The sequence below is a fragment of the Methanolobus sp. ZRKC3 genome, assembly GCF_045291275.1.
In the GTDB taxonomy this organism is placed as follows: domain Archaea; phylum Halobacteriota; class Methanosarcinia; order Methanosarcinales; family Methanosarcinaceae; genus Methanolobus.
This window is the reverse complement of the sequence record NZ_CP146982.1, coordinates 1,607,913-1,626,398: the sequence shown is the minus strand read 5'-3', so window position 1 is coordinate 1,626,398 and position 18,486 is coordinate 1,607,913. Positions and strand designations below refer to the sequence as shown.

16 protein-coding genes are annotated in these 18,486 nt (G+C 41.8%); 9 read left to right on the top strand and 7 right to left on the bottom strand.

The window, feature by feature from the left end; all coding sequences use genetic code 11:
- Window positions 1–115: 115 nt before the first annotated feature.
- The 4 genes from V7O66_RS08195 to V7O66_RS08180 all read left to right on the top strand — a co-directional run bounded on the left by V7O66_RS08195 (window position 116) and on the right by V7O66_RS08180 (window position 6,370).
- Window positions 116–2,026, top strand: coding sequence for a threonine--tRNA ligase (locus V7O66_RS08195; protein WP_406659820.1), 1,911 nt, complete (start codon window positions 116–118; stop codon window positions 2,024–2,026).
- Window positions 2,027–2,046: 20 nt separating this feature from the next.
- On the top strand, window positions 2,047–2,349 hold the full coding sequence (locus tag V7O66_RS08190; RefSeq protein ID WP_406659819.1) for an acylphosphatase: 303 nt from the start codon (window positions 2,047–2,049) through the stop codon (window positions 2,347–2,349).
- Window positions 2,350–2,426: 77 nt separating this feature from the next.
- A complete protein-coding gene (gene thiI, locus V7O66_RS08185; protein ID WP_406659818.1) occupies window positions 2,427–3,599 on the top strand; it encodes a tRNA uracil 4-sulfurtransferase ThiI in 1,173 nt (390 codons plus the stop codon).
- Between the two features lie 179 nt (window positions 3,600–3,778).
- Entirely contained in the window at window positions 3,779–6,370 is a 2,592-nt protein-coding gene (locus V7O66_RS08180; protein ID WP_406659817.1) for a FlaD/FlaE family flagellar protein, read from the top strand.
- Window positions 6,371–6,431: 61 nt separating this feature from the next.
- On the opposite strand, the gene V7O66_RS08175 is transcribed toward V7O66_RS08180, so the two are convergent.
- The 3 genes from V7O66_RS08175 to V7O66_RS08165 form a co-directional block, all read right to left on the bottom strand.
- Window positions 6,432–7,046 (bottom strand): glycerophosphoryl diester phosphodiesterase membrane domain-containing protein, encoded by a 615-nt coding sequence (locus V7O66_RS08175; protein WP_406659816.1) that lies wholly within the window; start codon window positions 7,044–7,046, stop codon window positions 6,432–6,434.
- Window positions 7,047–7,163: 117 nt separating this feature from the next.
- Window positions 7,164–7,652, bottom strand: a complete 489-nt coding sequence (locus V7O66_RS08170) for a type IV pilin (protein WP_406659815.1) — start codon at window positions 7,650–7,652, stop codon at window positions 7,164–7,166.
- Window positions 7,653–7,676: 24 nt separating this feature from the next.
- On the bottom strand, window positions 7,677–7,883 hold the full coding sequence (locus V7O66_RS08165) for a DUF5371 family protein (protein WP_406659814.1): 207 nt from the start codon (window positions 7,881–7,883) through the stop codon (window positions 7,677–7,679).
- A gap of 356 nt (window positions 7,884–8,239) precedes the next feature.
- On the opposite strand from V7O66_RS08165, the gene V7O66_RS08160 reads away from it, so the two are divergent.
- The 3 genes from V7O66_RS08160 to V7O66_RS08150 are packed head-to-tail and all read left to right on the top strand — an operon-like array spanning window position 8,240 to window position 10,432.
- A complete protein-coding gene (locus V7O66_RS08160; protein ID WP_406659813.1) occupies window positions 8,240–8,518 on the top strand; it encodes an ACT domain-containing protein in 279 nt (92 codons plus the stop codon).
- Between the two features lie 12 nt (window positions 8,519–8,530).
- Complete coding sequence (locus tag V7O66_RS08155; protein WP_406659812.1) at window positions 8,531–9,892, top strand: PFL family protein; 1,362 nt, start codon at window positions 8,531–8,533, stop codon at window positions 9,890–9,892.
- 39 nt (window positions 9,893–9,931) lie between these two features.
- Complete coding sequence (locus tag V7O66_RS08150; RefSeq protein WP_406659811.1) at window positions 9,932–10,432, top strand: shikimate kinase; 501 nt, start codon at window positions 9,932–9,934, stop codon at window positions 10,430–10,432.
- Window positions 10,433–10,510: 78 nt separating this feature from the next.
- Here the strand turns inward: V7O66_RS08150 and V7O66_RS08145 are convergent, their stop codons facing one another.
- From V7O66_RS08145 to V7O66_RS08130, 4 genes are all read right to left on the bottom strand, one after another.
- Complete coding sequence (locus V7O66_RS08145) at window positions 10,511–11,194, bottom strand: DUF169 domain-containing protein (RefSeq protein ID WP_406659810.1); 684 nt, start codon at window positions 11,192–11,194, stop codon at window positions 10,511–10,513.
- 89 nt (window positions 11,195–11,283) lie between these two features.
- Window positions 11,284–12,909 (bottom strand): methylamine methyltransferase corrinoid protein reductive activase, encoded by a 1,626-nt coding sequence (locus V7O66_RS08140; RefSeq protein WP_406659809.1) that lies wholly within the window; start codon window positions 12,907–12,909, stop codon window positions 11,284–11,286.
- Between the two features lie 276 nt (window positions 12,910–13,185).
- Window positions 13,186–13,968 carry a helix-turn-helix transcriptional regulator gene (locus V7O66_RS08135; protein WP_406659808.1) on the bottom strand — a complete coding sequence of 261 codons (783 nt, stop codon included), beginning with the start codon at window positions 13,966–13,968 and terminating at the stop codon, window positions 13,186–13,188.
- 160 nt (window positions 13,969–14,128) lie between these two features.
- The gene (locus tag V7O66_RS08130) at window positions 14,129–14,488 is read right to left on the bottom strand and encodes a hypothetical protein (RefSeq protein WP_406659807.1); all 360 of its coding nucleotides are present in this window, start codon (window positions 14,486–14,488) and stop codon (window positions 14,129–14,131) included.
- Between the two features lie 383 nt (window positions 14,489–14,871).
- Between V7O66_RS08130 and mtaA the strand changes: the two genes are divergently transcribed.
- The gene (mtaA, locus tag V7O66_RS08125) at window positions 14,872–15,891 is read left to right on the top strand and encodes a methylcobamide:CoM methyltransferase MtaA (protein WP_406659806.1); all 1,020 of its coding nucleotides are present in this window, start codon (window positions 14,872–14,874) and stop codon (window positions 15,889–15,891) included.
- Between the two features lie 147 nt (window positions 15,892–16,038).
- Window positions 16,039–18,207 carry an FAD-dependent oxidoreductase gene (locus tag V7O66_RS08120; protein ID WP_406659805.1) on the top strand — a complete coding sequence of 723 codons (2,169 nt, stop codon included), beginning with the start codon at window positions 16,039–16,041 and terminating at the stop codon, window positions 18,205–18,207.
- The last annotated feature ends 279 nt before the right edge of the window (window positions 18,208–18,486 follow it).

The following is an 18,486-nucleotide window of genomic DNA, read 5'->3' as shown; positions in this document are numbered from 1 at the left end:
TACTGGGGCAATACTTTCTCATTTTGAACTATTTCTCAGACCTTGGTCCACTGATTTGAAAAAGGTTAATAAGGATTGCTCTAATTAGGGTAGCAGACTACTGAAAGGTGAACTTATGCAATTATTATTAATCCATTCTGATTACATTGAATATGAAGTGAAAAAAAGCACTCCTGTTGCAGAAGAGATCGAAGAATCCTTCAAGACAGGAAGACTTGATGAGGCTCTTACTGCCTTTATAGCCGTGGAAAAGATAGACGAGTCCAGCGTTGATGAGGTTATATGCAAAGCCGTGGCTGAGATAAGAAATATAGCTGGCCAGGTAAAAGCTGAGAATGTAATGGTCTATCCTTATGCTCACCTGAGTTCTGATCTTTCTTCTCCTAAGGTAGCTATCTCAGTTCTCAAAGGCATTGAGAAAGAGCTTGCGGGGGATTTCAATGTCAAGAGAGCGCCATTTGGCTGGTACAAGGCATTTAAGGTCAGTTGTAAGGGTCATCCTCTTTCCGAGCTTTCCCGTTCCATCGTGCCAGAAGGAAAAAGTCCATCATGCGGTGAGTCTGTAATATGCGAATCTGAAAAGCCGGAAGTTGTTTCCGAGGCTCTTAAAGCAGAGAGTACTGCAAAATCATACTGGCATGTGCTCACTCCGGATGGGGAGTTGCATGATGCTGAGAACTTCGATTTCACCGGTCATGAGAATCTGGGCAAATTCGTAGATTATGAGATCTCCAAAAAGAGAGCAGTTGAAAGGGCTCCTCCTCATGTGGAACTCATGCGCAGGCTTGAGATTGCCGATTATGAGCCCGGATCTGATTCCGGTAACATGCGTTATTATCCTAAAGGCAGGTTGATGAAGTCATTGCTGGAGTCCTATGTCCTGGATGAGTCTGCAAAGACAGGGGCAATGGAGGTTGAGACTCCTCTGATGTATGACATGAACCATCCTACATTGAAGAAGTATCTCGATAGGTTCCCTGCTCGCCAGTACTCCATAGAATCTGACAAGAGGCATATGTTCCTGAGGTTTGCCGCATGTTTCGGTCAATTCCTCATGAATCATGATATGACCATTTCCTACAAGAACCTGCCAATGAAGATGATCGAAATGACCCGCTACAGTTTCCGTAAGGAACAGCGTGGAGAACTCGTAGGACTCAGGCGTCTTCGCGCATTCACTATGCCTGATATGCACAGTCTTTGTACTGACATGGAACAGGCGATCTCCCAGTTCGATGATCAATATAACATGTGCATATCCGTACTTGATAAAATAGGCATCAAGCTCGATGATTTTGAGGTAGCCATCAGGTTTACAAGGGATTTCTATAACGAGAACAAAGATTTCATAACCAACCTTGCAAGAACTGTCAATAAACCTGTGCTTATAGAAATGTGGGACACACGTTTCTTCTATTTTGTACTCAAGTTCGAGTTCAATTTCGTGGATGCTCTCGCAAAGGCAAGTGCGCTTTCAACTGTACAGATCGATGTTGAGAATGCAGAAAGGTATGATATCAATTATATAGATAGTAATGGTGAGGCAAATAGACCTGTGATCCTCCATTGCTCACCAAGTGGTGCCATTGAGCGCTGTATCTATGGTCTTCTGGAAAAGGAAGCCATGAAGGCAGAAGCAGGTGGCGTACCAATCCTTCCATTGTGGTTATCGCCCACCCAGGTCAGGATCATACCCATAGCTGAGGAGCACATGGAATTTGCTCAGCAGGTTTCGGAGCAGCTCAACTGTCGTGTTGATATTGACGACCGTAGTGATACTGTTGGCAAGAGGGTCCGTGAGGCTGGACGTGAATGGATTCCTTATGTTGTTGTTATCGGGGACCAGGAAGTGGAATCCGGCAATATTAACGTAACCATCAGGGCAGAATCTGAGCCGAAAAAACCTGTAAAGGTTTCAATGACACCAGCGCAACTCAATGCAAGGGTACTTGCTGAGGTTGAAGGTATGCCATACAAGGGTCTGCCTCTGGCAAAGATGGTATCCATGAGGCCAAAGTTCTTATAAGCTCAGCCAAATTATTATTTATGGCTCAGGGTAATGCAGAAGCAGGGGCTATTGCCTCTGCAACTATTTTTGTATCGGGTAAAGTGCAGGGTGTTTATTTCAGGAAGTTCACCCGGGACCATGCAGTGGATCTTGGTTTGAAAGGGTTTGTGCAGAATCTTCCGGATGGCAGGGTTATGCTTGTTGCAGAAGGCAATCGCGCAGATGTCAAAACCCTTGTCGAATTCCTTTATGTGGGTCCGCAACGTTCCAATGTTGAAGATGTGAATGTTGAATGGTCTGATATGTCAGGGGAATATCCTGATTTTGCTATCAGAAGATGATTACTCTGTATAACTATTTTTTTAATCTCTTTCTTTATCGAATAAGTTTAATTATCATGTCCTATGATTATTAGTTAATGATCGATGTAGTTATTGTCAGATATGGGGAACTTGCCCTGAAAAGTGCTGGTGTAAGGAACCGATATGAGAAAACCCTGGTGAGAAATATTGCAGCAATGCTGAAATCGCGCGCAATCTCCTATTCTAATATCAGTCGTGAATGGGGCCGTATATTTATTCATACTGCTGACCAGAATGCATCAAGGGCAGCTGCAGATGTATTTGGTGTGGTGTCAGCCTCTCATGCTATTATATCTGATGCTACCATTGAATCAGCTGCAAGCACATGTGCTTCTGTAGCCGATGGTTTTGTAAAGGATGGTGAATCCTTTGCCATAAGGGCAAGACGTTCCGGGAACCACAGTTTCTCATCCCATGAACTTGCAGTGAAATGTGGGGATGCTGTGTGGCATATGCTGGAGTCAAAGGGTATAGCACCTTCTGTTGATCTGAGTAATCCTGACAAAGAGATACTTGTGGAAATGCGTCAGAATAAAGCCTATATCTTTACAGAGACTTCTGACGGTGTTGGAGGCTTGCCAATAGGAACTCAGGGAAAGATGGTCTCTCTTGTATCCGGAGGTATAGATTCTCCTGTTGCAACCTGGTTGCTTATGAAAAGAGGAGTAGAGATAATCCCTGTTTACTGTAACAATGAGCCATATAGTGACGAGCGTGCAAGGCAGCGGACCATGGACTGTATTGCCCAGCTCCAAAAATGGTGTCCCGGTCATCCTTTCAAGATATACGAAGTACCAAACGGTGCCAACTTGAAGATGTTCATTGATGGCTGTGAGCGCAAAAAGACGTGTGTGCTCTGTAAACGAACTATGTACAGGATAGCATTCGAAATAATGAAAATAGAAGGTGCTTCAGGCGTGATTACGGGATCATCTCTTGGTCAGGTGGCATCACAGACCTCGGAGAACATGTATGCTGAAATTTCTGGCCTTAGTGTCCCTCTGTATCATCCACTCATTGGTCTTGATAAGACTGAAATAATCGATATTGCAAGGAGAATTGGCACATATGATATTTCCATACAACCTGCTGGTAGTTGTCTGGCTGTTCCTATCCACCCTGAGGTCAAAGCAAAACATGATTCACTTACGAAGGAAGAAGAAGATCTGGATATCGAAGGTCTCGTACGTTATTCCATATCCAATGCCAAGGTATCAAAAAGTGAGTAATTGTAGCACTTTTTAGTGCTCCTCATATTGAATTATTCACACCTTCTTTTTTTTGTTTTCAAGCCCATATCTGTTTGATGTATGTCTTTTGTTTTCCAATGGCAAGTCTTATATAAATATTTGACATATAATAATCGAGTGTATATAAAAATATATTTTTCTTATTGCAGTTGGTTTTTATGAGTGAATTTCCGTGGGAAACAAAAAAAGATTCAAATAAAGAATCATCAAGCAAAATGAATCCAGGTATGGATAGTCCCATAACCTCTGGGGCAGCACCAAATATCTCCAATCTTCTTGCCAATGCATTTGCAGAAGATTCAATGGAAGAGGTGCAGCTGGAGGTTCCTTCATTCTTATCTGAGAAAAGTGATGAAACCAGTGTTGTACTTCCTCCTTTTCTCGAAACTTTAAACAATGCTGTGGATTCCAATGCCATTTCCGGTGACATTATCCCAGCATTTGCAAGTCAATCTCCTGTGGTCAACCAAGTTCAGGAAGATGTAGTTCCTGTGTCTAAACCGCCTGTATTTGATATATCCTCTATTTCACAAAATGTATCAAATAGCCCTAATCCCCAATTACCTGAAAATTCGGTCCGGAAATCTCCACCTCCTTTATTCAATCCCGTATTTTTGGAAGATGAGGGTCCTATTAATGATTTAGGTGCTGTGTCAATTCCTGAATTTGAAAATACTGAGTTACCTCAGTCGAGTTCATTTGAAGCAAAAACTTCAGTGGATTCTCCTTTTATCTCTGCACCTTCGAGTATGGATAATCCCTTCCCTCCTGCTCATGCTCCTGTTAGTAGCCCTCTCCCACCTGCTTCTGGTCCTGTTGACAGTCCTTTCCCATCTGCTTCTGGTCCTGTTGGTAATCCGTTCCCACCTTCTCCTGGTCCCGTTGATGGTCCTTTCCCGCCTACTCCTGGTCCCGTTGATGGTCCTTTCCCGCCTGCTCCTGGTCCCGTTGGTGGCCCTTTCCCACCTTCTTCTGGGGGAGATGGTCCATTCCCGGGCGCAGCTCCTGTAAAGGATGGTCCATTGGAGTCTTCAAATTTAATTATGTCATCAATAAAAATCGAAGGTATCGTAAAGAACCTGGATGGTATGGGTATTGCGTTAAAGTCCTTGTTTAGGAGTTTGACGCGGGGGAAGAGTTTGATCGATAGGATGCAAGATTTCCAGGATGATGCAGTTCCCGGTGGGCAGAATGAACCTTCTCCCTTTGATTCTAGATCTAAAGTGGTCGATCCATTTTCCAATATAGGTTCACCTGTTTCTCCTACGGACAATCCATTTGCAGATGCGCTCCCGGCACAGCCGCAAGTTCAATCTCAGGCTTATAATGGAACAAAGGATACTGTAGAGGACTCTCGAAATGATCCCATTCCAGAAACATTTGATTCAGATTCTATCCGAAAAATAACACCCATTGAAGAACCTCTCTTTGAGGTTCAGGATGAGTACAAAATAGATGGTATGCTATCTTCAGGGCCGGATGGCTCAGCACCAATAACCGTGGGTGCGTTAGATGGGGGTATCATTTCGTCTTTGTCCGATAATCCCTTGGGAGAAAACGGTATCAATGCCGGAATGGGTATTGATGGCATCCGCGATAACAAAACAATACCTGATGTAGGTGATAATGCAGTACTAGAAAATGACTCGATATCAGTTCTTTCTGAAATACCTGGAAAGGATACTGCTGCTTTGTCTAATTTTGCAAATCCTATATCTAAACAGGACATTGAGTTTGTAAAAGATATTTCAGTCGATGTTCAGGATGTAAAACTTCGCCTTGAATTTGCACTATCGAGGTTTGAGGATATCGAGGGCAATGTTTCCAGCCTCTCCGACACAGTTTCAGATATGGGTTCTGTTTTATCACGAGGCGAAAAAGATGCGGAACTGCTGTCAAGTGCAAATGTCAATTTAGAATTATTGGGTGAGAAAGTAGTCTCTATTGAAGAAAATATCGGAGATATTGAAAGTACACTACATGTTATCAAATCCGATAAGGAGTCAATGCGGTCTGACTTTAGTAGAATAGAGGAAAGCATTGCCGAACTTGTGAATTCCTATACTGCTCTGCTGGTGCAGGTGCACGAATCCTCTGAAACAAGTGAGTTACGGATATCTAAACTTGAAAAATCAATTGATGCACTGGGGCAATTCGAAGAACGCTTTGCTCGTATTGAATCTGTACAGGGTGGATATACTTCAACTTCCAGGGAACTGGCTAAATCCATTTCCTCGCTGGTGGATGAATTTGGCAGATCCTCTTCTGAGGTAGAGTCATTAAAGGTGAATTCTGAACAGAAGGTCAATGAACTTGCTAAAAGTATAAGCTCTGTAACTGAATACCTTGATTCGGAATTGAAAAGGCTTGGCGGGAATAGTTACAAGGGATTTGGTCATAATGTCCATCTTTCCAATATTATCAAGAATTCAAGCAACATGAAATTGTGCATGGAATGGCTGGAATTCCTCATGGGGCTTGTTGGCAGGAATAACCTTTCTGAGATATTGTCCTATTACGAAGAGCTTGGCTGGCTTACAGAAGAAGTCAAGATGGAACTGATGCATTATGCCGATGGCATCGATTTCTATATGGAAAAACCTGACTGGAAACTGACTCCTGATGATCATATCAAGTCTATCTGGTTCATAGAGAGCCTTGCAGGTATCAAGGTTGACAAAAATCGCCTTTCAGTAATAGACCGGGATATTGAAAAGGTTAAGAAAGGTGCTGAAATTTACGGTATCTGACCTAAATAAAAAATAAAAAGAGGTTTGTAAATAATTATTTACAAACAATTTTAGAATAACTTTATTCTACTGTCCATTTACTGCTGTCATCCTCTTCTCCTGATAAATCTACAAACTGCTCAGGTGAACTTGCATTTCTATCTCCTATCAGGTCAAAGGTTGCATTTGCAACAAATATCTGTCCCAGGGGTGCAGTCACAAGTACTCCTATTCCAAGCAGAAGTATGCCTATGAATATCAAAACAAAGTTGATCACATAGATTATCAAACTCTCAAAGGGATTGTCCTTCACAAGTTCAAAACTCTCTTTGAGTGCATCTACGCCCCCATATCCACGTATGACCAGTAATGGCAAAGCGAATATGAACAGTATTCCAACCACTGTTCCAACAATAGAGTGGATAGAGTTTGCTACGGCGATGATAACCGCATAAATTATAACGTAGATCCAGCTTCTGAGGAAATTCTCAGACTTGAATCCCACAAAAACATCATTGATCTCAACAGCCTCTTTTCTGGCTCCCTTCACAGCCATGTATCCTATTCCATAAGCCAGAGGCGCGATCGTAACGATCAGTATAGATCCCACGACAGCTATTAACAAAGCCACAATATAAGTAACAATATTTTCCTTCAGGGGATTCCAGGAATCCTTCAATAAACTTTCATAATCCATAAAAACCACTTCCTATAAATAATAATATAAGGGGTGTTCTGGAAAGTATATATAGATTTTTAAACAAATGCAAAAAAGAAAGAAAAGATGACGCAAGATGCGTCAAAGATTTTGATTTTAGATTCTGATGTTCATGTCAGAAACCATCTGCTGGCTGTTGACGTCAATCATCTTGACGTTGATTGTGTCGCCAGTAGTTCCAACATCTCCAACAGTTCCAGCATAATCGCCATCGGTTGCTGTAGTTCCAATCATGTATGCACTTGCATTCTTTACCACATAGAGGCGTTCACCAGCAGTAAACTCGCCTGTGGCGGAATCATCATAGACTACATCATTTCCCTCGACTGTGATTTTAGTGCTTGTTGTTGAAAGTACTATTTCATCTCCGCCCTGATGTTCAATCATGACTGCAGAGAAGCTTCCGCTAGTATCAGCAGCACTTCCTCTCATGCTTGCCTGTGGTGCCTGTTCTGGTGGTCCCATGCCGAATACGAATGCTGCGATAACTGCAGCAAGGATTACAGTGATTGCGACCATCAGAATTACGCCGATGACCGGGGATACTGCATCCTCTTCTTCTAAGAATTGGTTTGCTTTGCTCATGTGTGTTCCTCTCTCATTAGAAAATTAAATTTTCTTCTGCTTTTTTTTCTGGACTACTTTTTCAAGTTTTTTTGTCCACATTTTATCGTCGAGGTCGGTATATTCGCACTCGAGATAGTGTTGCACTGCCATACTTAAGGCTTCTTTTGTTGATGATTCATTGCACTTCTTTTTAAGTGCCATCAACTCATCCTCTGTTAGTACAGTTTGTGCATGTACAATTTTAACCATTGTATCTCCTGAAAGTTTGATTCATCTGAGCATCACTGCTCATTCATCATCATAATAACAATTATGAAATTTATATATAAAGGTTTGTCTTAAAAATTCATGTGTAGTAATGAACCATGATGAATTAGCATAGTTATTATATTTTGATATCAATATATTCGAATATGCGAACAATATGTGCCAAATCTCCAAATTCATATCTTTAAATTGTATATATTGAATTTAGTTCAAATTTCTTAATAAAATTAACAATGTAATATTTTAATCTGCTGTTTTTGTTATCCATTGGCAAAAACAAAATACTACTTAACATATTATAGGAGCAGACGTTTCATCTTACTAAGGAAGTAAAATTTATGGTTTCCAGTCGGTTTATAATTACGGTCATTGGTGTTGACAAAATAGGTATCGTTTCAGGTATTACCGGGGTGATGGCAGATTTCAATGTGAATATTGTTGATATCAGCCAGACTATCATGGAAGATATGTTTACAATGATAATGCTTGCAGAGGTAAAAGAGGCAAATTTCAATTTAGCATCTTTTCAAAAAACAATGTCTGAAAAAGGTGATGAATTCGGTGTGGATGTCAGGGTTCAGCATGAGGACACATTCCGGTTCATGCATAGGATATGAGGTGGTATTTCAATGCTTATCCATCCTGAGGAGATCATGGAAACCATTAAAATGGTTTCAAATGAGAACTTTGACATTCGAACTGTGACCATGGGCATAAGCCTGCGTGATTGTTGCCATCCTGACATCGACGTATTCAATGAAAATATATATGAGAAGATGACTGGCTATGCTCAGGACCTTGTCAGTACCACTGATGAAATTCAGTCCCTTTATGGCATTCCCATCATCAATAAAAGAATATCAGTTACTCCTATTGCAATAGTGGCAGAAAGCTGCAGGTCGGATGATCTTAGTTCCGTTGCAAAGACCCTTGACCGGGTTGCTGAAGATGTGGGCGTGGATTTCATTGGCGGCTTCACTGCACTGGTGCACAAGGGTATGACAAAGGGCGACCTTGCACTTATCAATTCCATACCTAAGGCTCTTTCAAGTACTAAAAAAGTCTGTTCATCAGTTAATGTGGCAACCACCAAAGCAGGCATCAATATGGATGCAGTGGCTTTGATGGGCAAGATCATCAAGGAAACCGCTGAAATGACCGGACAAGATGGTGGTATCGGATGCGCAAAGCTCGTTGTCTTTGCAAATGCACCTGAGGACAATCCGTTCATGGCAGGCGCTTTCCATGGGATCGGGGAGCCGGAATGCAGCATCAACGTAGGGGTCAGTGGTCCCGGAGTTGTTAATTCTGCGGTGCGCGGGCTTGAGAATGCAACACTCAATGACATCGCCGAGTGTATAAAGAAAACTGCTTTCAAGATCACTCGAATGGGTGAGGTTGTTGGCAAAGAGGCTGCACGACGTCTTGATGCGCAATTTGGTGTCCTTGACCTGTCACTTGCCCCCACTCCTGCAATTGGTGATAGTGTTGCTGCGATACTTGAGGCAATGGGCCTGGAAAGCTGCGGTACTCATGGAACAACAGCCGCACTTGCCCTGCTCAACGATGCTGTTAAAAAAGGTGGTGCTATGGCTTCATCTTCGGTCGGTGGTCTAAGCGGTGCATTTATTCCGGTGAGTGAGGATGCTGGCATGATACGCGCAGTTCAAAGAGGGTCACTTAGTCTTGATAAACTTGAGGCAATGACAAGTGTCTGTTCTGTGGGTCTTGATATGATAGCAGTTCCCGGAGATACTCCTGCATCTACTATCTCTGCGATCATTGCAGATGAAATGGCTATTGGCATGGTCAATAAGAAGACGACTGCTGTACGGCTCATACCTGTGCCTGGCAAAGATGTTGGGGATATGGTGGAATATGGCGGATTATTGGGTAGTGCTCCTGTCATGCAAGTCAGTAAATTCAGCTCAGATGAATTTATTTCCCGGGGTGGCAGGATTCCTGCTCCTATCCAGGCACTGACAAATTAGTCACGCATCAACTGAATGAATACTGGGGTATGGGGTTAAATGATCATTACTTTGATAGGTATGGCTGGTGGGGGTAAAAGTACAGTGGGCAAAGTCCTTGCCCGCCAGCTTGGATATGGATTTATTGATACTGACCATCTCATTGAGAATAGCACTGGTAAAGCTTTGCAGTCTCTCATAGATGAGATGGGTGACATGGCTCTCATCGATATTGAGGAAGGATGTATCTTATCTCTGGAGTTACAAGATAACTGCATAATATCCACTGGTGGGAGTGTGGTATATTCTGAAAGGTCAATGGATTTCCTTAAAAGAACATCTACTGTTGTTTTTCTTGATGTCCCATTTGCCACTCTTAAAAGAAGGCTTTCTAATATTGCCGACAGAGGCGTTGTCGGTCTCAAAAATGGAACTCTGCATGACCTTTACCGGGAGCGTATCCCTCTTTATCAAAAGTATGCTGATATAACTGTGAAAGTATCTGGCTCCGATGCTGTTAAGAAGGTCGCAAAAAAAGTTCTTGATTCCCTTTCTCTATAATATTTATGGGGAAATGAAACAGTAAAAAAGGAAACAGGTATCAGGGATAAAATTTCCCTGTATATTACCAAATTGTTGTTAAAATATCATCTTTTTAGCACCCTCCACCATGTCCTCAAGCATTTCAGGTGGGATGCCAATGATCATTTCGTCTTTATCAAATTCTGTAAACATGCGGCTACCTGTGCATCCGAGACTGATGTTGACCTGTCTTTCCTGCATTGGGTGAACAACACTTTCTGAGCAGAAACTCTGCAGGCCTGAGAAGCTTGTATTTATCTTCCCGCCGGAATTGTAAAGGAGTGTCTGGGATATCTGCATAACAGTTTCGGGATTAGCTACAATGATTACCACACTTGGCTTTACCGGAGTTTTTTCGAGGGGTGCGTAAACGATGGCCTTTGCGGACTTTGAAGGCATCATGGGCATCTCTTTCATCGTTTTTCTTGCGGCATCGATACTGCCGAAGCAATTGAGGTAGTAATAGAAATCTCCCTTTTCAATTTCATTGCATTTCTGGCTCAGCCCAAGCGCGGCTGCTCCAATATCACATTTCTGATCACCAAGAAGTGCATACCTTATGGTTTTCTTCCTTCTGGCATCATCTATCATTCCGCAGTGGTGCTTCTCGTTTTCCACTTGTTCTATACCTTCAGGGATCTCCTTGTCTGCTGGTATGATGGTAACTGCAACAGGTGATGTCTCCAATTTGAGGCTATCTATCAATTCCTGGCTCATTTTGTGGATGGTCTCTAGGTCCATGTATAGGCTCCGTTGTTGTTAGGGTCTGATTCAAAGACCCTGGTCTAAAAATGTATGCTGTCCTATGCAAAAACATAGGACTCACATTCTTAATGTGAAATAGTCTTTATGTTCCTATAAGTTATAGCTTTTGAAGGGCAGATCCTCACGCATCTCTTACAGCTCATTCCCAGGCAGAGGTGTGCGGTATACTCGGCGCACATGATTCCATTCTTTTGAACGATCATGAGGGCATCCTCGGGGCATTCTGCTTCGCAGATCTTACATTCCAGACAGCCTTTCGTTTCTTCCTCTATGACTATGTTCATGTCATTTATGACATCGATCTCTTCAGCACCTGTGTCTTCTATATCCTTAGTTGCCCTTCTCTCCATTATTGGGGATGGTTCTATTTCTGGTAGGCGTGGCAGGTCGTATGCTTCCAGGAACTCATTGTATGTTTCAATTGACATGCCCTCGGTCCAGTATGCAAGTTCGCATGTGTATATATCCTTGAATGTGTCATTGGTAGCCATCATTAAGTGATCTGCCTTTATCTTGTGTGCAAGTTTGCTGATCTCGTCCAGTGCATATTTGCCGAAGATCACATCTTTTGCAAGTGCAAGTGACGTGTTACCGAACTGAACTATCTTCTTTGAGAATCCGGGGCATAGTCCGATCACTCTTGCCTTGTTAGCATCCACGTATGTGCCTGATGCACCTGACATGTACATATTTACAAGCTGGCTGTATTTGAGTCCGGATTCCACAAGGAGGGTCAGGTGTGCCGCTCTGATAGCACCAATAGCTTTTCCTGCTTCTGCTATGTCTTTATCACTTATCTCGATGTCTTCACCAAGCACTAATTTTCCGTTTGGAAGTTCAGGTAGCTTTTCAACAAGTCCTGTGCTGATGGCCAATGAGATTGCAGAAATAACGCCAGTGCCGGTTATTCCCTTTGGTTCAATTTCTCCTTCCTTGCTGACCTTTCCTGTAACCGGATCAATGAGGTGGCCTTTCTTCTCCTGCATCATCTCATCAAGTACGGTAATTCTCCAGAGTCCGTCTTCTTCATTAACATCAGATATTGCGCCAGGGCTTGCAAGCATTCCGCATTTGATTCCCTGTCCTTCTATTGCAGGACCTGCTGCTGCGCTTGCCGTGATAATTCGATCTCCGACTTTAAGCGCCATCTCAGCATTTGTGCCGTAATCGGTAACAAGTGATATTTCAGTTTCATCCATAAAGTCGGTCTTGATCATCATTGCAAGGGCATCTGCACCAATCTCATGCTGGATGGATGGCAGTACAATGATCTCACAGTTCTGCATTTCTGGCATGTTGTTGAAAATGTCACTGCCATTGTATACTTTCATGCCTCTTTCGATGTTCTCGACACCAAGTCTCTTTTGCATGTTCTTTCCGGCATATGCAAGGTCCCTTATCTCTATGTTCTGGAAGAGGGATAATTGAATTGGATTTCCACATGCTACCATTTTCTGGATCTGCTCAAGAGGAATATTCAACCTATTCAGCATTTTCTTTATTGTAAGCATCATTATCTGATGCGTTACATCCTGTCCTACATGAATGGCAAAATGAAGGTGGTCAGTTACATTCCCCCCTGGGAGAGGATGTCTCATCGTCATTACTGTTTTTATGACGTTCTTAGTTTCAAGGTCCAAAAGCTGTAATCTAAAACCACTTGTTCCCAAATCTATTGCAATTCCGTACAAAAAAATCCTCCTTATGAATATGATTTGTATATTATACCTAGAAAAATCCAGGGGCATATACGCTTGTGCATGATACGTGCACTATCGTATATAAAGAATATGATTTGATATTATACTTGTATTTGAAATTTTATATATTATTGTGTTGTGGGGGTGAATGTCAAAAAATTAAATCCCATAACTTCTAGGATATCCATGAAAATAGTAAGAAAGGGGCCAGGAAAATAAAGTAATTTGATCATATTTGAATTTGCCTGAAAACAATTGTTTACAGTTTTATTTGACCATTTCTGTATTTTTCTTGTAGGTCTCAAAAAGATCTGAACACCATTGACGTGCACCGACATTGTAACTGATTGCTTTTTTGTGGTCCCATGTTCCTTCTTTGGTAAAGAGCGCAATATGTACAAGGTCATCTGTTACAGAGAGTGCTCCTATTTTCAGTGCATCATCTTCACATACATAAACATTGGAGTTTTCAGCTTCCATTACTGTATCGTATTGTTCTTTGTAGTCTTCTTCAAAACGTTTATGGACTGATCTTGTAATGAGGAGTTCAAACTGAATATTTTTTTCTGCCAGTTCTGAATAGTCAATTGGGCATGCCGGGCAAAAAAATGTGAACATGGACTGTACTTTTTTAGATTGCCTTATACTGTCCGATAATTCCTCTGGTGGTTCAAATAGATGGTTGAGGTCAGGTTCAAGTACATTCACTTCTCCAAGATCGCCTATCCTGTAAAGGAAATCTTCAGGAATTGCACTCAGGTCTCTGCTATCCCAGTACCCTTTGTTCCTCTCCAGGACATTAAGAGTTTCAACCAATGGTTTAATTTTGATCAGGATTATTTTTCCTGTATGGGTCAATTGGTACTTGTCACCCTTTTGCTCTATAAGGCCCTGCTCGATCAAAATCTTGATCTGAGCCATTATTGCGCTGGCTGTACCTGTCAATGAACTCTTTATTTCATCGATGGTAGCTGGGCCATCCATTAGCATAAGAAGCGTTTTTTTCCTCTTTTCCGAAAGGAACACAGTGCTTATCAATTCGGTTTTCATGGTATTCTCATTTTAATGAGTTGTTTTTTCCATCTTTAAATGGGTAAGTTCTGAAAACTGGACTACAAAACATTCTGAAATGGATTCTGCGTTTTCCAACTAGAAATTCCATGATCTTCAAAAAAAGTTGGCATGGTCACCAACTTTAAAACTTAATCCTTTATCTTCTGGGGTCTTCACCAAAGGTGCTGTGGTAGCGCTGAATTACGTTGTCAAGGTAATTGGATGTCATCCTGGAAGCACCTTTTGACATAACGCTATTCAGTGGAAACTCTGTGTGGCAATTAACGCAACAGGCAAGTTCGCATCCTGTAACGGATTTTGGACAACCGCTACAAAGTTTTGCTCTTGAATAGAATAGATTGAAAGTTTTACCGCATTCTGGGCAGGTTACCATCCTGTTTGAATCATAGAACTGCTTGCTAACTCCTCTTCTTTGCAGATCCATGCTGTATCTGTCATCACGATTAAGGTCGTCTAATGCTTTTTTTTCATCGTCCCTTCGTTCGCTTCGGCGCATTTGTTCTCATTTGGGTCTAATATACTTAAATCTTTTGAAGCATTAAGCTTGCCAAAAAATACTGAAAATGTTTATTAAAATCTTGAGTAGGCTCTCTTGAATTCGTTAATTCAGAATTTAGAGTTAATAACTTATTCTTTATCTCGCCGCAACATATTGTTTTTTATCTGACTGTGGCAGTATGTTTAAATAGTCTAACTTAGACATAATCTCTTATTTATCATCACCACCTTTAAATGAGAGAATATATCACCTGATCGGATGGTCTCACTCTTTAATGTCTTTTTTATCAATTAAGTTAAAGTATCATCAACGGAAAAAATATCTCTAATTAGTTCTTGAACATTCTGCTAGTATCTTCAGGCAAAAATGCAGGTGACCACATGGCTGAAATTACACTAAGGGATCGTTTCATACGAGCCATAAAAATGAAAAGGACAGATAAGGTTCCGGTATGCTCTGTTACCCAAACGGGAACCATCGATCTGATGAAAATGACTGGTGCCTATTGGCCGGAAGCACACTTTAATGCTGAAAAAATGGCTGCTTTGGCTATAGCTGGTCATGAAATTGCAGGTTTTGAGGCTGTTCGTTACCCTTTCGATATAACTTCTCCACTTCCTCTGGATGTGCTAATTGAGGGTACGGTGGAATCCCAGCCTTCTATTGTCAGGTTCCCATGCAAAGTAAAAGAAGACCTGAAGACTATAGATATTGAGCATATGATGGATAATAAAAGGATTGAAACCATACTAAATGCAACAGAGATCATTCGGGATAAAGTAGGTGATGACGTACCACTGGTTGCAGGTGCTCCTGGGCCGGCATCAATTGCATATGCTCTTGCAGGTCCCAACAATTATCTTGAATGGATGATTACTGATGAGGATATCTTCAAGGAAATGCTTAGTATCGGAGTTGAATTATCCCTTGAATATTCCAATGCCATTCTGGATCATGGTGCAGATGCTATCTGTATGCCTGAATCAGGTGCAGGGCCTGACCTCATGCCACCTCAACTTTTTGAGTCTATGGTGTTGCCTGAATACAAGAACCTGACACGCAGGTCTAAGGGATTACTTATACTGCATATGTGTGGGGATGCGGTGTGGATACTTGACCCCATGTCCCGATCAGGTTTTGAAGGTATCAGCATCGAGGAGCGGGTGGATGTGGAGCATGCTAAAAGGGTAATGGGCGATAAGGTGTGTCTTATAGGGAATGTCTCATCTGCGGGAACTCTTCTATGGAAATCTGTTGATGATGTGCGGGCTGAAGCAAAGAAGTGTATTGCAGATGGTGTGGATATACTTGCTCCAAGCTGTGGGGTAGCACCCCGAACTCCTCTGGATAACCTGAAGGCACTGGTGTCTTCCCGGGATGAGTACTATCTGAAAAACTAGTACTATTATAGTAAGTGTAGTATTATTATAGTACTTATTGTACTATTATAGTACTTGTAGCATTAAACATTCATTGTACTATTTATTATAATATAGTTTCATGTTTATTCCAAAATAGCATGCAATTTTTGAACAACGGTGATCAACGTGGCATTTGACAGATTATTTGAAGTTGATAGCATTGGTAAATGCAAATTGAAGAATCGGATAGTCATGGCTCCCATGGGCAATATCAATATGGCAGATCCCGTTGGTCGTCCAATGGATAAGATGATCGAGTATTTTATAGAGAGGGCAAAAGGCGGTGCTGGTCTTCTGATAACAGGCCTGGTCCCTGTTTCCTATGGGATCGATCCCACGGTCTCAGAAGATAATGATACTACTTATTTTCCACGCATAGATGGAACTTCACGAACCCGGCTTTCGGGATGGAGGGATCTCACTGCCGGAGTCAAGCCACATGGTTCAAAGATATTTATTCAATTAACCGCAGGTCTTGGGAGGGTTGGTTCTCCTGAGGTGGCTTTAAAAGGAAAGATGTTGAAGTCGTCTTCCATAAACCGTAATTTCTATGTGCCACAATTGCCCCATCTTCCTTTTTCTGATCGCAAGATAAGAAAGATCGTGAAAAGTTTTGGTCAGTGTGCTGCAAATGCAAAAATGTCCGGTTTTGACGGGGTTCAATTGCATGGTCATGAAGGCTACCTGATGGACCAGTTGACATCTGACCCCTGGAATCGAAGAAAGCTTGGAAGGTATCGGAATAAATTCCAGTTTGGTATTGATGTTGTAAGGGAGATCAAGAGGCGATGTGGTGAGGATTATCCTATTATGTATCGTCTTGACCTTACACAGGCATTACAGGAAAGTTATGGGGACAAGATATTCCAAAAGCGTTTCAGGGGTAAGGAGCGGAGCATCGAAGAGGGCCTGCAATTCTGTAAAGTTCTCTATGAGGCTGGAGTTGATGCCTTTGATGTGGATAAGGGGTGCTACGATAATTGGTTCTGGCCCCATCCTCCTGCATATTTTGATGATGCCATATATGTTGAGGAGATCGCAGGCAGGTTAAAGGAATTTTTCAGAAAAGAAGATATCAATGCAAAGGTCATAGCGGTAGGCAAGATGGGTAAACCTGAGTGGGCTGAGAAAGTACTGGAAAATGAATGGGCGGATTTTGTCATGCTTGGTCGTCCTCTTCTGGCCGATCCTTACTGGCCACGGAAAGTGAAGGAAGGCAGGGTTCGGGAGATAGTTCATTGTATTGGTGATCATGAAGGTTGCATAGAGTCTTTCAAAATGGGTGGTCATCCATGTTGTTCGGTAAATCCATATGCTGGCTTTGAGGAATCTAAGAAGCTGACCCCGGCTGAGACCATAAAGAAAGTTGCTATCATTGGAGCTGGTCCTGCTGGTTGTGAGGCAGCGATAACTGCTCATAAACGTGGGCATGATGTCACTCTTTTCGAAAAGAACGATCACATAGGTGGCCAGTTGCACATTGGCAGTAAAATGGTTATAAAGCATGATGTGAAGAGATATCTCGACAACCTTGCTTATCAGGTGGATCTTTTAAGAGAAGATGGTCTGAAAGTTGAATTTAACACAGAGGTATATTCTGCTGATCTGAAAGGCAAGTTTGACGTAATAATATGTTGTAATGGTTTGAAGGTAGAACTTCCTCCTATAGAAGGTATGGATTCTGTGAGATATCAGGAAGCGAGGGATTTCCTGCTTAATGATATGACGTTACCGGATGATGTAAAGAAAGTCCTGGTGGTCGGGGGTGGGATAATTGGCTGTGAGCTTGCTTATTCACTTGCTTATGAAAAGGGTATTAAAGTTACCATTGTTGGGAGAAACAATGCCTTGATGCCTGATACTGTCCAGACCAACAGGGCACAGATGTTGTGGATGATGATGGGTAAAGGTTCTCCTTCCGGTAAGGGTGGGAATATGTTAAATGAAGCTATTGAGGTCTACAATGCTTCAGAACTTGTAAAATTCTCTGAAGGTAAAGCGCATCTGCGGGTAAACAGGGCACGGGATGATCCTTATTCTCCATGGAAACCTCTGATTCCTGATAATGTGGTAAATCCCTTTGAAAAATCTCTTGATCCTACTAATATAGAAGAGTACGTTATAGATGCGGAATATGTTATTTTTGCCATAGGTGGAACGCCGGATAATGCACTCTACTACGAGCTGTTGAGGGAAAATACTGCTAATGAGGTGTATTCTGCAGGTGACTCCAAAGATTTCGGGCGAGTGTGGGACGCGGTCACCGGGGCGAACGAAGTTGCCCGTAGTATTTAAGCCAACCGGCTAATTGGGACAAGTTTGGCTATTTATATCTCCATGCGTATATGCAGATTTATATTATTTTGTTTTTATATATATGTGCGGAATTATTATGCTGTGTGCTCATGGAATCAAGGTCTACCTGTTCAACATAACTATTGAAGTTGATGTAACAGAGCTAATCGGTATACATAATGCTAAAATCTCTCTATTCTTTAATCAAATTAACTTGTTCGCAGGATTACGTTTATTATTCGTCAAAAATAAGCATATTGTCGAAGCTATTGTTTTTAT

Excerpts from the sequence above, each read along its gene's own strand:
- V7O66_RS08195 (WP_406659820.1), top strand. The coding sequence starts at position 116 with ATGCAATTATTATTAATCCATTCTGATTACATTGAATATGAAGTGAAA.
- V7O66_RS08190 (WP_406659819.1), top strand. The coding sequence starts at position 2,047 with ATGGCTCAGGGTAATGCAGAAGCAGGGGCTATTGCCTCTGCAACTATT.
- thiI (WP_406659818.1), top strand. The coding sequence starts at position 2,427 with ATGATCGATGTAGTTATTGTCAGATATGGGGAACTTGCCCTGAAAAGT.
- V7O66_RS08180 (WP_406659817.1), top strand. The coding sequence starts at position 3,779 with ATGAGTGAATTTCCGTGGGAAACAAAAAAAGATTCAAATAAAGAATCA.
- V7O66_RS08175 (WP_406659816.1), bottom strand. The coding sequence starts at position 7,046 with ATGGATTATGAAAGTTTATTGAAGGATTCCTGGAATCCCCTGAAGGAA.
- V7O66_RS08170 (WP_406659815.1), bottom strand. The coding sequence starts at position 7,652 with ATGAGCAAAGCAAACCAATTCTTAGAAGAAGAGGATGCAGTATCCCCG.
- V7O66_RS08165 (WP_406659814.1), bottom strand. The coding sequence starts at position 7,883 with ATGGTTAAAATTGTACATGCACAAACTGTACTAACAGAGGATGAGTTG.
- V7O66_RS08160 (WP_406659813.1), top strand. The coding sequence starts at position 8,240 with ATGGTTTCCAGTCGGTTTATAATTACGGTCATTGGTGTTGACAAAATA.
- V7O66_RS08155 (WP_406659812.1), top strand. The coding sequence starts at position 8,531 with ATGCTTATCCATCCTGAGGAGATCATGGAAACCATTAAAATGGTTTCA.
- V7O66_RS08150 (WP_406659811.1), top strand. The coding sequence starts at position 9,932 with ATGATCATTACTTTGATAGGTATGGCTGGTGGGGGTAAAAGTACAGTG.
- V7O66_RS08145 (WP_406659810.1), bottom strand. The coding sequence starts at position 11,194 with ATGGACCTAGAGACCATCCACAAAATGAGCCAGGAATTGATAGATAGC.
- V7O66_RS08135 (WP_406659808.1), bottom strand. The coding sequence starts at position 13,968 with ATGAAAACCGAATTGATAAGCACTGTGTTCCTTTCGGAAAAGAGGAAA.
- V7O66_RS08130 (WP_406659807.1), bottom strand. The coding sequence starts at position 14,488 with ATGCGCCGAAGCGAACGAAGGGACGATGAAAAAAAAGCATTAGACGAC.
- mtaA (WP_406659806.1), top strand. The coding sequence starts at position 14,872 with ATGGCTGAAATTACACTAAGGGATCGTTTCATACGAGCCATAAAAATG.